Raw genomic sequence first — 14,443 nt, 5'->3', positions numbered from 1 at the left:
TTTTGTTTAAATTAGAGGCAGAAACAAAACTTTTGCACGCTTCCGGCTGTGCTAACTTTACAACTAACCGACATGACCAAAACAACACGAACCTTTTTAAAGGGCTGCCTGCTGCTTTTCTTTTTTTGCGGCTATTCGCAAAACGGCACCCGAATCGCAACTCCCCAACTATCGCGCCCCGAATCAAAAAAAAATACCCATTTTGCTCCCATTCACCAAGTGGATTATGAGCAGATCGACCGCCGAACGAAATATTCACAAACGTTCGTCAACACCAACAAAACGAAAACCACGGTGCAATCTTCGGTGCCTTTGCACTACCAAGGCGAAGATGGCCGATGGAACGTCATCGATTACCGATTGACCCGAGACGAAGACAAATTGGTCTACCCGGCGCAAAATCCTTTCCTGGAAATGGATGTCAAAACCGGTTCGATAACGATGGGCGGCCAGCAAATCAAGGTGCCTAGGCAAACCCAGTTCCTTTTTGTTTCGAACCAGACTATCGTCAAAAAAATAGATGCCACGGGGCATGAAACCATTTTGGGAAATGACGACGGGATTGAATTGAAAGACATCGCGCCGTCTGTCGACATGAACATCACCTTGTACCACCAGGCGTTCAAATACAATTACCTGGTCCACCAGGCCGCTTTTTTCCCGGCGCAGTTCGATTACCTGCTCGTGGAAGAAACCATCGATCTGCCCAACGGCTACACCATTCGGGAGGAAAACGGCCAGAACCGGCTTGCAGTTGTCCATCCAAACGGAACGGAACAACTCATTTTCCATCAGCCCATCGTCACCGACAGCAAATTAGCCGAGCGAAATCTACGGCCGCAGCCGTATGAGGGAAAATACCAAATCGTCAAACTAAACGACACCCGCTATAAAATTCAAATCCGCATCGACGGCTCGTGGTTGCAATCGGCCGAACGCGTTTACCCGATCAACATCGATCCCGTGGTCACCGTAACCAACAACGAGGCAATCAATTCCTGCTTTTTCCCCAATTACCAGCAAGCCACCTTAGAGGTTGTGGTTCCGGCGGGCGAAACTGTTTTGTCCTCGAATTTCAGTTACGATTTCATTGCACCTGCCGGTTCCGGCGGCTGGATGTCGGACCAACGCAGCTTCGTATCCGGTCCAAATGGACAAACACCGGTAGTCAATGGCGTGGGCGGTGACGAAGGCACTTACACCTATAACCTCAACGACAGCCCGATCGGCAACATCGTCTCGACGGGACAAATTGCCTACACCTTTAATTTTGCACGCAACTGGGGCGGCAGCGGATGCAACGCCACGTTCAATTTCGTCAACCGCCGCGAGGTATCGGTCACTTACGGCACGATCGAATTTGGCGACGGCCCTTTGGTGATCAACGAATATTCGGCATCGAACCGCAACTTCAACGACGGCTTTGACCGCAACGAGGATTGGATCGAACTCTACAACACCAATCCCGATACTTATTTCAATCTGGCGGGCTACCATTTGAGCAACAACATCAACAATCCTACGAAATGGCAAATCCAAAGCGGCATCATCCCGCCCAACAGCAAGGTATTGGTGTTTTGCTCGAACCGCAACATTTCCTCAGGCACCGTCCTGCATGCAAGTTTCGACCTGACACAAACCACCGACGCCGATGAAATTGTCCTGGCCGACCCAAGCGGCAACATCATCGAGTCGCATGAAATGTTTGTGACGCAGACCAATCATTCCTATGGCCGGACCACAGATGGCGCATCGACCTGGAGCGTTTTTGACGATCCTACGCCCGGAACATTCAACACCAACGGCTATTCGAACTACACAAACAAACCGGTCTTGAATATGGCAGCCGGAAAATATCCCGGACCAATCAATGTGACGCTTTCCACAAACGGCACAAACGAACAGATCCGCTACACCACCAACGGGGCGACGCCAACAGCCGCTTCCCCACTTTACACAGGCCCGATTGCCATTGCACAATCTACGGTACTCAGGGCGCGGACTTTTAGTACGGTTCCCGGTATTTTGCCTGGATTCATTGAAACCAATACCTACCTGATCAACGAGAATTCGTCCTTGCCGATGGTATCGCTGTCTGGCGATGCCGATTTGCTGACACTGCTCAACGGCACCCAGATCGAACCCACAGGTTATTTCGAATATTTTGAGACAGACGGCACGTTTATCGACGAAACCATGGGCGATTTCGACAAGCACGGCAATGATTCCTGGGCTTACGACCAACGCGGGATCGACTTCATCGCACGCGATGACCACGGCTACAAACGGCGTCTGGAGCACCAATTCTTCGGTACGACTCCACGCCCGACCTTTAGGCGATTGATCCTCAAGGCAGCCGGAAGCGACAATTATCCACACCAAGCGGGCGGCGCCCACATGCGCGATGTTTTTGCACAAAAGCTTTCCGAAGTATCCGAATTGGATTTGGACGAAAGAAGAAGCACTTATGTTTCGCTTTTTGTCAACGGCCAATATTGGGGACTTTACGACCTGCGTGAAAAAGTAGACGACAACCAATACACCGATTACTACTACGGACAGGATTATACGTTCCGCGACAGCGACATCTACATCCAATACATCAAGACCTGGGGCGATACGAATCCCGAATTCGGGAACCAGCCCGCCGAGGACGACTGGCAAGACCTGCTCGATTATGTACAAAACAATGACATGGCCGTCGAAGCCAATTACAATTATGTCGAAGGCCAGCTCAACATCGACAGCCTTGTCGACTATTTCGTGCTCAACTCCTATCTGGTCAACAAGGACTGGCTCAATTGGAACACCTCCTGGTGGCGCGGCACCGATCCATCGGGCGGTGCGCACAAATGGCGGTATGCGCTTTGGGACGTCGACGGCATCCTCGGGCATTACATCAATTATACCGGCATCCCCGATATTTCGGCCAATGCACCGCCCTGCCAGGTGGAACAGATCAGCGTGGGCGTCGGGCATGCGCAAACCATCGCCAAACTGGTCGCCGAGAGCCCGATCGTGCGCCAGAAATACATTACGCGTTATGCCGACTTGCTCAATACGCATCTTTCCTGCGAACACGTGACGCAAGTATTTGACAGCATCGTCGCGGTGATTGCACCCGAAATGCCGCGTCAAATCCAGCGCTGGGGCGGCAGCCTTGCGGTCTGGCAGGCCAACGTACAGGATGCGCGCAATTTCCTGCTGACACGCTGCTCGCAGACCATCAGCACCGGGCTCAACGACTGTTATGAAGTCACCGGACCATATGCCACGACTTTCCAGGTCGAACCTGTAGGAGCGGGAAAAATCAAGATGAATTCGGAATGGCTCGTCGACTATCCGTTTACGGCCCAGGTGTTCGGCAATATCGATACGATGTTAAAAGCCGAAGCCAATGCAGGTTATGCGTTCAGCCATTGGGTCGTTGACGGGGCCGTTGTGACGCCCGATCCCAACAATCCGGATATTGTATTGCAGGTTTCACAGGCGACTTCGGCGACAGCCCATTTCACCGAGATCGTCAATACCGAAGATGTGGTGTATTATTGGCATTTCAATAGCCTCGAATCACCTCCAGACGTGACGACCATCGCCGCCGATTACAACCACATTCCCGGCGCGGTTCCGATGATGACCTACACCGGTTCGGGACCAAGGGACATCGATGCGTACAACACCGGTTCGGCGGTCAATTTGCACATGGACCAAACGGCCGGTAAAGGCGCCCGGGTACGGAATCCTTCGGATGGACGGACGATTGTGTTTGACTTGCCTACGAATGGCTACAAGGACATCAAATTCGCCTATGCGGTGCAGCGTACCAACGAAGGCATGCTGACCAACCATTTGTCCTACAGCACCGATGGCAGCAATTTTACGCAAGCCGGTTTGGCACAAAGCGCGTTTGGCATCACGACCGATTACAGTTTGGTCGCGGTCGATTTTACGGCAATCACGGCGGTGAACAACAATGCCAATTTCAAAATACAGATTGCATTCGAGGGCAACACCACCGCAGACAACGGCAACAACCGTCTGGACAACGTGACGCTCAAGGGCGTCGTCAACAATTTGGCGACGGTGTCCCATCAGGCGGCGGCTTACCAGATTTTCCCGAATCCGTTTAACGACCATGTACAGATCATCAGCAGCGGATCAATGACTGAATTGTCGGTCTATGACCTCGTGGGCAAGAAAATCTGGCACAAAAGCACGGCCAGCACCCATACCGAAACCATGGATCTGGCGGCCTTGAATACAGGGGTCTATTTGTTGAAAATCAAGACGGCCAATGGCACCATCTCGCACAAATTGGTCAAGCGATAAATAGTCTATTGCATCTTATAAAAAAGCCCGACCTATGAATCGGGCTTTTTTTATTTGTTGTTGCAATTATTTCTTTACAATCTTGTGGTTTAGGATTGTCCCGTCGATTGTTTTCAGACGGACAATATAGGTTCCCGATTGAAGACTTAGTACAGGAATCGCATGCTCGCCCTGTTCGAAATGCCCTTTGAGCACCACCTGTCCGAGCAGATTTGAAACCTGGTAACCCGACAGCTCTTGGTTCGATTTCACATACACTACATCGTCTGACGGATTCGGATAGACCCCGATTGGATTATCGGTAAAATCCTGGGTCGCCAAACTACCGCAAGGCCCAGCGGCGAGTTTGCTGATGAAGAAATCCGTATAATAAGACTGGTCAAACACCTTGGTCAAGGTAGGTACATTGTCGTTGGGCGCCGTAAAAAGGTCTGAGTGGAAATAACCGCCTGTGATGTAATTCCCATCGTTATCGACGGTGATCGCAGTAAACGCATCGTCATGATTAGCAATGCCCATGATATCGTGCAGACCAATTGGTGTTCCTGTTGCTTTATCGAGTCGAAGAATAGCTGGGTCCGAGCGGTGATTGACCGGGCGGTTGACCACGAAATCACCCCAAATTTCATTCGTCACTTGCGTGGCCACACCAATTTCATCGCCATTGATCACGAGATCATGAGCAAAGTTGGAACCTGTAAAAATGCCTGTACTTGTGGTATATCCCGATGGTTTGCTGAACCATTGCACTTCCCCTGCCGCATTCAATTTCATGAGGTATACAATGTTGCCGCCCAAATCGGATGGAAACTGGTAACCGTTCATGTTGACGCTCGGGCTTTCTGAATCGATCACATATTTTCCGGCAAAATAGAGATTGGAATCACCATCAATCTCGAAATCGAGGAAACGACTGTCCTGAAATGGAGATGTACAGGTAATTTCTTTGCGCCATACTTCATTGCCCGAAGCGCCAAACGCCAAAATATAGGCTTGTTTGGTGAAAGGCTGCCCATTAAAAGACAAGTTGACTAGCGGATCGACAGCGCCGCCATAATTCCTAAATCCGGCCAAATAATAGCGGCCTAAATTTTCATCATACCTGAAGTCGGTTGAAAACTGATTGAGCGCACCTTCAAGCGATAACGGCAATACACTCAGGAGATTGCCATCGCGGTCATACTTCACGATGTAATACTTAAACTGGTTGGTAAAACCACCCGGAACCGTAACCTGCCCATTGAGGTGTGTACCGGCTCGGAAACCAATGAGCGTGTGCAATATGCCTTGGGAATCGATAACCACCTCGTTGATGTTGGCATATCGCAACAAATAATTAACGTCACCCTGCGGCATCACGCGCCACGCGAGCGAACCATCGCTTGTATTGTATTTGAGCAAAGCAATCGTTTTATAGCCGGGCTGCGCTTCCCCGTTGTTATCGCCCAACACAGGCATACTGTCGGTCGGACTGAAATATGGCGGCAAATACGGATTCGAAGCGTCAGAAATATTGACTACACTTGCCCCTAAATACAAACCGCCATTGTTGTCCAAGACGATTTTATAGGAGAAATCGCGGTCTGCGCCGCCAATGGTTTGCATCCATCTTAAAGTGCCTTCGCAATCGGTGGCGATCAAGACCACATCGGTCGGACTGTAATCTGAATTTTCGTGGTTGTAAACGGTGATGGGCGCTCCGTCGTATTCGGTTTGGCCTTGTCCCATGAAGGCCAGAAAGTAATAATTGTTGTTGGCGTCGACGACAATATCAATGATTTGTTCACTTTCGAAATTCATAGCCGATTCGCTTTCCGCGGGCGTATGTTTGATACCGCCGCCGCGTTTGGCCCATTGCCATTGGAAATTCTGTGCCGTAGCCGTTAGTCCAAGCAGCACGGTAATGCAAAGTAATGTTGTTCTCATGGGTTGATTGGTTGGTTGGTTGTTAGAGGTTATAAAAATAAGTAATTTCTTATAACATAAGACATTACTCCCCTCAAATATTTGAAAATTGGGGCATTAAAAAAGCCCAATTCTTGCGAATCGGGCCTTCTCAAAAAAATCAAATCAAAAAAATTATTTTCCGTTGGCTGCCGAGATGATCACTTGGGCAACCACCTTGGGCTGTGACATGAAAACAACGTGACTGCCCTTAATTTCGGTGATCTTGGAATTCGAACGTTTGTACATCGCGCGTTGGATCGATGGAACGATGCTCTTGTCTTCGGTCGCCACTATGCCATAAGCCGGTTTATTTCTCCAGGCCGCCTGGCTGATCGGCGTTTCAAATCCTTTGGCGTAAAATGCGCCTTGTGAGGCATACATAAAATCGGCGTCGGCTTTGGGGATGTCGGCTGCAAAACCTGCATGGAATTTGGCCTTGTCGTAGTAAACGATTCCATGGGCATCGGGAGCCAATACGCCATTTTCTGGAGCCGGCGGTGCGGTTTGCAACCATTGGATCGTGTTTTCACCACTATCGGGTTGCACGGCGGCCACATAAACCAAAGCAGCCACCTTTGGATGATTTCCGGCTTCGGTAATTACCGTGCCGCCCCAGGAATGACCCACCAAAATCGTTGGCCCGTCTTGTTTGTCGAGCACTAACTTGGTTGCCCTTACATCATCTTCGAGCGAACTAAGCGGATTCTGTACGATGGTTACCTTATAGCCTTTCTGGGTCAGTACTTCATAGAGCGCTTTCCAACCCGAGCCGTCGACGAAGGCACCGTGTACCAGTACGACATTTTTGACAGGCGTTTGGGCTGTTTGGGCAAACGACGGAACGGTGAAGAACAATCCGAATGCGAAAGTGGCCAACAGGTAGAAACGGTTCAACTGTGTTTTAAAAAGTGTTTTCATAATGTTACTTAATTTATAGGAGATTGATAATTATTTCGATTATTTTAAAGTGTTTTTGATGACGGCCGCTGCCTGAAGCAAAGCCACCTGTACCGCCGGGACATTGGCAATCGGGTTGAGCAAGCCGTAATCGTGGATCATTCCTTGGTGGCGTGTCAATGTAACTGCTACTCCGGCTTCAGCCATTTTTCTGGCGTAGGCTTCACCTTCATCCCTGAGGATGTCGTTTTCGGCGGTTTGAACGAGTGCCGGTGGCAAGCCTTTGAGTTCATCGAGTGTGGCGTTGAACGGCGTGGCGTATTTTTCTTTGCGTTTGTTCAAATCGGTGGTGTAATTGTCCCACATCCATTTCATCAGGTTGGTGGTCAGGAAACGGCCTTCGCCATACGCTTGGTAAGACGGTCTGGTAAAATCGGCATCGGTCACAGGCCACAACAACACTTGGAGTCTGATTTCGGGACCTTTCTTGTCTTTGGCCATCAAGGCCACGACCGCTGCCATGTTCCCGCCGACACTGTTGCCCACGACGGCCAGATTTTTTCCGTTCACGCCAATTGCCGCACCGTGCTCGGCAACCCATTTGGTCGCAGCATAGCCTTGGTTGACCGCCACCGGATATTGCGCTTCAGGCGACGGGGTGTAGTCTGGAAATACTGCCGCTACCCCACTGCCTACGACCAGATCACGGACCAATCTGCGGTGTGTCGGATAATCGCCGAGCACCCAGCCGCCACCGTGGAAATACATAAATACGGGAATGTCGTTTTTAGCGCCTTTGGGTTTGACGATGTGCAGTTTGATCGACTGCCCGTCCTGGGTAATCGTTTTTTCGGTTTCCTCGATTCCGGAGTAATCCACTTCGACCGATTTTTGTGCGCCTACCAATACCTGACGTGCGTCGGCCGGGCTCAATGCTTCGACGGGTTTGCCGCCGCTGTTGTTCAATGCCTTGAGGAAGCCGCGGATTTGCGGATCGATGTTCGGGTCGTTCTCAGCTTTAGGAGATTGGGCGCTGGCGGTTGCCAAGGCCAGGGTGAATGCGAAAGTGGTGATGATTGTTTTCATGATAAGTTGATTTTTATTGTTGATTTGTTTTGATCAGGCAACCAAGGTTACCGCTAAAGTGATTTCTGCGTTGAGCAGTTTGGATACCGGACAGATCGCTTTGGCTTTTTGTGCGGTTTCGATGAATTCTTCTTCTGAGATTCCCGGTACTTTTCCGGTCAAATCGAGTTGGATCGTGATGATGGTGCCGTCTTCAAATTTTACGCTGGCTTCGGTGTTCAGGTCTTCAGGGACGAATCCGGCTTCAGACAACAGGAAGCTCAATTGCATGGTGAAACAGCCCGAATGCGCCGCTGCGATCAATTCTTCTGGGTTGGTGCCGACCCCTTCGGCGAAACGCGTTTTAAATGACAATTGGGCGTTGTCTAAAGTGGTGCTTTGGGTGCTGATGGTTCCTTTTCCTTCCATTCCGGTTCCTTTCCAGTTCGCTTTTGCTTTTCTTGTAAATTTCATAATGTTGATTTTTTAATTGTTGTTATTTTTAGTTTTCGAAATCATTACGTTGATTTTGATAGGACAAATTTATGTCGGGTATTTTCATAAATCAAATTGATAATTTTTTACCTTTATAAAATAATTTTATAATCATGACCATCCAGCAATTGAAATACATCGTCGCACTCGACGAAGAACGCCACTTTGCAAGGGCTGCCGAAGTGTGCATGGTGACCCAGCCCGGGCTCACGATCCAACTCAAAAATCTTGAAGAAGAAATCGGGATCAAGATTTTCGACCGCAACAAAGTACCATTGACCCCGACAACACTCGGCGTGGAAATTATCAACCGTGCGCGAAAAATCCTGCGCGAGGCCGACGACATCCGCGATTTTGTCATCAACGAAAAAAATACGCTCGAAAGGAGAAGTCAAGGTAGGCGTCATCAGCACGCTGTCCCCCTATCTCATTCCGTTGTTCATCAAGGCGATGAAAGAATCGACGCCCAAGATGCAATTCAAGATCAAGGAAGCCTATACCGCGCACCTGATCCATGGGCTCGAAACCGGCGAAATCGATGTGGCGATCATGGCCACCCCGACCGGAAGCGCGCACCTGATCGAACATCCGGTGTTCCAGGAACCGTTCCTGGCCTACCTCAACAGCCACCACCCGATGGCCGACGCGGCCTTCTATGAAATGCAACCCGGCGACAAGGCCGAATTGCTGTTGCTGCAGAACGAATATTGCTACAATGCGCAATTGCTCGACATCTGCGGCCTCAAAAATCCGGGGAAAATCAAGGAGCAATTCCATTACGACATCAATTCGATCGAGACGCTCAAGAATTTGGTGCGCGCCGAATTGGGTTTCGCCATCCTGCCCGAACTGTCGGTCATCAACGAGGCGCATTCCGAAATGTTCAAGCCGTTCAAGGAGCCCAAACCCGTGCGCGAAATCAGCCTGGTGGTATCGGACAGCTTTTCCAAAAAGTTATTGCTCGAAAAAATGAACGAGGCCATATGGAATTGCCTGCCCGAATCGCTGCGCCAAAATTTCGCCTACCGAAAAATCCGTTGGAACGACTCGCCTTATTTCATCAAGGCCGTCGAAAAATTCAAATAATACGAAAAGAAGGTTTTGCGGTTTTTATTCAAAATAGTTTAGTATTTTTATACGTCAAACTATTGTGAATAAGCAAACTATGAAGTCCGCCAGCCTTCTTACCACATTGCTGTTCTTTACGGTCGGCGCTTTTGCGCAAACGGTCATCACGGAGGCGCAGTATAAAACCGTACGAAAAAAGCTGGCTGTCGAAAAAGATCCTGTAAAGAGAATCGACCTGCTGCACCTTACGGCCCGCTATTACCTTGAAAAAGACAGCGAATTGAAAAAATATGTCGACAGCGCCGCTTTGTGCAACAAACAGGCAAACGACATCAGCCGCAAACTGGGTTTGAAAAAAAGGATCGTCAAAAGCATGCTGCTCGATGGACATATTGCCGTCAAGCGGAACAAGGACAGCCTGGGCTTCCAAATCAAGAACAAGGCACTGCACTATGCACGCAAGCACGGCCTCAAGAAAGAGGAGGCCGATGTTTACAAATCTTTGGGTAACGATTATTGCAATGCGGCCGACATCCCAAAATATGTGGCCTGTTTCAATAAAGCCGTGCAATTGTACAACAAAGCCGGCGCTTTTTACGAACAAGCCGAAACCCATGCGCTGTGGGCACGCGGCTATCAAATAGATGACCTGCTGGAATTGTCGACCCAACAAGCCAAGTTGGCCATCGCCATCAAGAAACAGATCAAGCGGCCGAACATCCATACCGAATTGTATTGCATTGCCTACAATTTACAACTGCAGGGGAATCTGGATCAGGCGCAGCTTTACTTGCTCGAAAGCCCTAAAAATTGCGGAAGCACAGGACGATGCGGTCTGGGTAATGATTATTGAAAACATGCTCGCCATCATTTACAGCCAACTCAAATTCTACGACAAATCGCTCGAATACAACAAAAAGACATTGGCCATTGCCCAAAAACATGGTTTTTCCGAAGCGGTAAAAGGCATCATCGAAAACATGTCCGGCATCTTATACGATATGGGAAAACCAGCCGAAGCGCTCGCGATTATTGACAACCAATACCATTACAAACCGGGCAAGGAATGCGAAACGGAGCTTTCCTCTATTTACCTCACCCTCTATCTGGCGCTCAAAAAATATGAAAAGGCCAAACCGTATTACGAAAGCCTGATCCATTGCAAAGGCGAGGAATACACGCCGCTTGAAGACAAAATTGTCAAGTACCAAACCATCATCCGCTACCTGATTGAAACCGGTCAGGCCGGCAAAAGCTACATTTATATGGACACTTTGCGGAATTTGGCCAATGGACGCAACAATACGTTGGCGCTTTCCGAGATCGAGAAAATCCATTTCCAGGCCGATTCCGCCCGGGGCAATTACCTGGGTGCCATTGCCCATTTCAGCCGGTACAAGTCGTTGAGCGATTCGATCTTCAACAGCAACAGCACCAAGCAAATGGCCGACCTGCAACTCAAGTACGAAACCGATAAAAAGGAAAAAAACATCAAGCTGCTCAACAGCCAGAACCAGCTCATCCGCATCAAATCGGGAAAGGCACAGCGCTCGAGAAACATTACCTTGATCGGCGCTGCGCTGTTGCTGGTCATCGTCGGATTGCTCTATTACCTGTACCGTACCAAACAAAAGGCCAACCGTAAACTCGAGGCACACCAGCACGAACTCGACCAGAAAAACGAATTCCTCGAAACGCTCAACATCCAACAGGACCGGCTCATCAAGGAAAAAGAGTGGCTCATCAAGGAAGTCCACCACCGCGTCAAGAACAACCTGCAGATGGTGACCGGCCTGCTGTATTCGCAATCGATGTACCTGCAGGACGATGCCGCCAAACTCGCCGTCAAGGACAGCCTGCGCCGCATGCAGGCCATGGCGTTGATCCACCAGAAACTGTATCAGGACGAGAATACCTCGACGATCGCGATGCCCGAATACATCAACGACCTCTTGCATTACCTGCGGGAGAGTTTCGATGTGGACCAACAGATTGCGTTCAGGCAAAATATAGACCCGATCCTTCTCGATGTGTCGCAGGCCATTCCGCTGGGACTCATCATTACCGAAAGCATTGTCAACGCGATCAAATATGCGTTCATCAACCAGCAGAAAGGTGTAGTCGATATTGTGTTGCAACACGACGGCACAGCACATTTGCTGCTCAAGATTGCCGACAACGGCATGGGGTTGCCGGAAGCATTCGACAGCTCGAAAACGCATTCGCTCGGACTCGACCTGATCAAAGGATTGTCCAAGCAGCTCAACGGCACCATGACAATAGAAAACCGTGAAGGTGTACACATTACGGTAAGATTCGCTATTTTTAACAAGTAATTGAACCGATGCAAATGCCTGTGGATAAATACCGTACAAAATTTACCCGCCTTCTTGCGGCCCTACTATTGTTTACCGCTCATGCTTTTGCGCAAACGGTAAGCAAGGAACAGTTCGAAGTCGTATGGAAAAAACTGCCTTTGGAAAAAGACCCAGCCAAAAAGGCTATGCTTTTGAAGCAGGCGGCGAGTTACTATGTAGAAAGGGAAAACCCATCCGAAAAAGACCTCGACAGCGCGTCGTTGTTCAATCGGGAATCCATGCGCATCAGCCAAAAATTCGGCTTGAAGAAACAAATCGCCCAAAGCTTGTTGCTCGACGGGCAGATTGCCGTTACCCGAAACCAAAACAAGTTGGGCACCCAATTGCGGAACAAGGCTTTGCAGTATGCCCACCGCAACGGACTCAAAAAGGAAATGGCCGACGTATACCGGGCCGTCGCCAACGATTTTGCAGCGAATGCCGAAATGACCAAAGCCGAAAAATATTACCGCAAGGCCCTAGCCTTGTACCGACAGGCCGGCGCCCTGGCCGAGGAAGCGGACACCTATTCCCAGATGGCCAATGAATACCAATACGACGAACAACTGGAGCGGTCCACCCAATACGCCAGGCAGGCCATACGAATCAAGAAACAGGTCAAACGACAGGATACTTACAAAGAGTTGTATTACATCAGCTATAATTTCCTGTTGTTGGGCGACCACGACCAGTCGCTCACTTGTCTTTTGGAAGCCGAAAAAAAAGTCGACAATACCAATGACAGCCGTTGGAAAATGCTCATCTATGATCTTCTGGGCGGCATTTACGGCGAACTCAAATTTTTTGACCAATCGATCGCCTACTACAACAAAAGTTTGGTCATTGCCAAAAAAAATGGCGAAACCCAATCGGTGCGGACCACCACAGAAAACACCGCCAGTATCCTCCACGGTATGGGAAAAACCGCCGAAGCCCTGGCGCTTTTGGAAAAAGAAATCCAATACAAGCCCGGCAACGAGTGCAATATGTATTATTCGTCCATATACCTGTCGCTGCATTGCATCCTTAAACAATACGACAAAGGAAAGCCGTACTATGAAAATTTGCTCAAGTGCAACCAAAAGGATGCACAAAACAACATGCTCGAAAATCGGGTAAGAAGGTATGACGTGATCATCAAATACCTGATTGGGATTGGGCAGGCGTACAAAACCCGCCCGTATGTGGATTCCCTGAAACAACTGGTCAACCAGCGCAACAACAATGTCGTTCTGGCCGGATCAGAAAACACCTATTTCAAGGCCGATTCTGCCGTAGGAAATTACCGGAGTGCCATCGCGCATCTGCAAAAATACAAGTCCCTGAGCGATTCGCTTTTCAACATCTCCAATGCCAAGCAATTTGCCGATTTGCAGCTCAAATACGAAACCGAAAAAAAAGAAAAGAATATCAAGCTGCTCAACAGCCAGAACCAGCTCATCCGCATCAAATCGGAAAAGGCGCAACGCACCAAAAACATTACCTTGGTCGGTGCGGCATTGCTGCTGATCATTGTCGGATTGCTTTACTATCTGTACCACACCAAACAAAAAACCAACCGAAAACTCGAGGCGCACCAGCGCGAACTCGACCAAAAAAACGACTACCTCGAAGCGCTCAATACCCAGCAGGACAAACTCATCAAGGAAAAAGAATGGCTCATCAAGGAAGTGCACCACCGCGTCAAGAACAACCTGCAGATGGTCACGAGTCTGCTCTATTCGCAATCGATGTACCTCAAGGACGACGCGGCCAAACTGGCGGTCAAGGACAGCTTGCGCCGCATGCAGGCCATGGCGTTGATCCACCAGAAACTGTATCAGGACGAGAATACCTCGGCGATCGCGATGCCCGAATACATCAACGAGCTTGTGCATTACCTGCAGGAAAGTTTCGATGCGGGCAACCAGATCACGTTCCGGCAGACCGTCGAACCGGTCCACCTGGATGTTTCGCAGGCGATCCCGCTCGGACTCATCATCACCGAAAGCATCGTCAACGCGATCAAATATGCCTTCCTCCACGAACAGAATGGCATTGTAGATATTGTGCTGCAGCACGACGGCGCCGATTACCTGTTGCTCAAGATCGCCGATAACGGCATCGGTTTGCCGGATGAATTCGACACCAACAACACTACCTCGCTCGGACTCGATCTGATCAAAGGACTCGCCAAACAGCTCAACGGCAGCATGGCCATAACAAATAGTCAAGGCGTACAGATCACTGTGCGGTTTGTCATTTTAAATAAGTAATTTAGACACGGTTGACGATAAAACATTTCC

The 14,443-nt window shown here is 49.4% G+C and carries 9 protein-coding genes and 1 pseudogene; 6 read left to right on the top strand and 4 right to left on the bottom strand.

Features of this window, described 5'->3' with window-relative positions; genetic code table 11:
- The first annotated feature begins 72 nt into the window (after positions 1 to 72).
- A complete protein-coding gene (locus tag QM717_RS15395; protein WP_415038756.1) occupies positions 73 to 4,329 on the top strand; it encodes a CotH kinase family protein in 4,257 nt (1,418 codons plus the stop codon).
- Between the two features lie 66 nt (positions 4,330 to 4,395).
- Here QM717_RS15395 and QM717_RS15390 read toward each other — a convergent pair whose 3' ends face one another.
- The 4 genes from QM717_RS15390 to QM717_RS15375 form a co-directional block, all read right to left on the bottom strand.
- Positions 4,396 to 6,255 carry a T9SS type A sorting domain-containing protein gene (locus QM717_RS15390; protein WP_415038754.1) on the bottom strand — a complete coding sequence of 620 codons (1,860 nt, stop codon included), beginning with the start codon at positions 6,253 to 6,255 and terminating at the stop codon, positions 4,396 to 4,398.
- Between the two features lie 153 nt (positions 6,256 to 6,408).
- Complete coding sequence (locus QM717_RS15385) at positions 6,409 to 7,194, bottom strand: alpha/beta hydrolase (RefSeq protein ID WP_415038752.1); 786 nt, start codon at positions 7,192 to 7,194, stop codon at positions 6,409 to 6,411.
- 39 nt (positions 7,195 to 7,233) lie between these two features.
- Positions 7,234 to 8,259 carry an alpha/beta hydrolase gene (locus QM717_RS15380; RefSeq protein ID WP_415038750.1) on the bottom strand — a complete coding sequence of 342 codons (1,026 nt, stop codon included), beginning with the start codon at positions 8,257 to 8,259 and terminating at the stop codon, positions 7,234 to 7,236.
- Positions 8,260 to 8,292: 33 nt separating this feature from the next.
- On the bottom strand, positions 8,293 to 8,712 hold the full coding sequence (locus tag QM717_RS15375; protein ID WP_415038748.1) for an OsmC family protein: 420 nt from the start codon (positions 8,710 to 8,712) through the stop codon (positions 8,293 to 8,295).
- 134 nt (positions 8,713 to 8,846) lie between these two features.
- Here QM717_RS15375 and QM717_RS15370 point away from each other — a divergent pair.
- The 5 genes and pseudogenes from QM717_RS15370 to QM717_RS15350 all read left to right on the top strand — a co-directional run.
- Positions 8,847 to 8,969 (top strand): annotated as a pseudogene (locus QM717_RS15370) (LysR family transcriptional regulator); the annotation flags it as partial.
- Between the two features lie 118 nt (positions 8,970 to 9,087).
- Complete coding sequence (locus QM717_RS15365; RefSeq protein ID WP_415038746.1) at positions 9,088 to 9,819, top strand: LysR substrate-binding domain-containing protein; 732 nt, start codon at positions 9,088 to 9,090, stop codon at positions 9,817 to 9,819.
- A gap of 79 nt (positions 9,820 to 9,898) precedes the next feature.
- A complete protein-coding gene (locus QM717_RS15360) occupies positions 9,899 to 10,654 on the top strand; it encodes a hypothetical protein (RefSeq protein WP_415038745.1) in 756 nt (251 codons plus the stop codon).
- A 4-nt stretch (positions 10,655 to 10,658) separates the two neighbouring features.
- Entirely contained in the window at positions 10,659 to 12,137 is a 1,479-nt protein-coding gene (locus QM717_RS15355) for a sensor histidine kinase (protein ID WP_415038744.1), read from the top strand.
- Between the two features lie 14 nt (positions 12,138 to 12,151).
- Positions 12,152 to 14,413 carry a histidine kinase dimerization/phosphoacceptor domain -containing protein gene (locus QM717_RS15350; protein WP_415038742.1) on the top strand — a complete coding sequence of 754 codons (2,262 nt, stop codon included), beginning with the start codon at positions 12,152 to 12,154 and terminating at the stop codon, positions 14,411 to 14,413.
- Positions 14,414 to 14,443 lie beyond the last annotated feature (30 nt).

The sequence above is a fragment of the Flavobacterium sp. genome, assembly GCF_047602195.1.
Lineage (GTDB): Bacteria > Bacteroidota > Bacteroidia > Flavobacteriales > Flavobacteriaceae > Flavobacterium.
The sequence above is the reverse complement of the archived record's forward strand: the minus strand, read 5'-3'. Positions and strand labels throughout refer to the sequence as shown.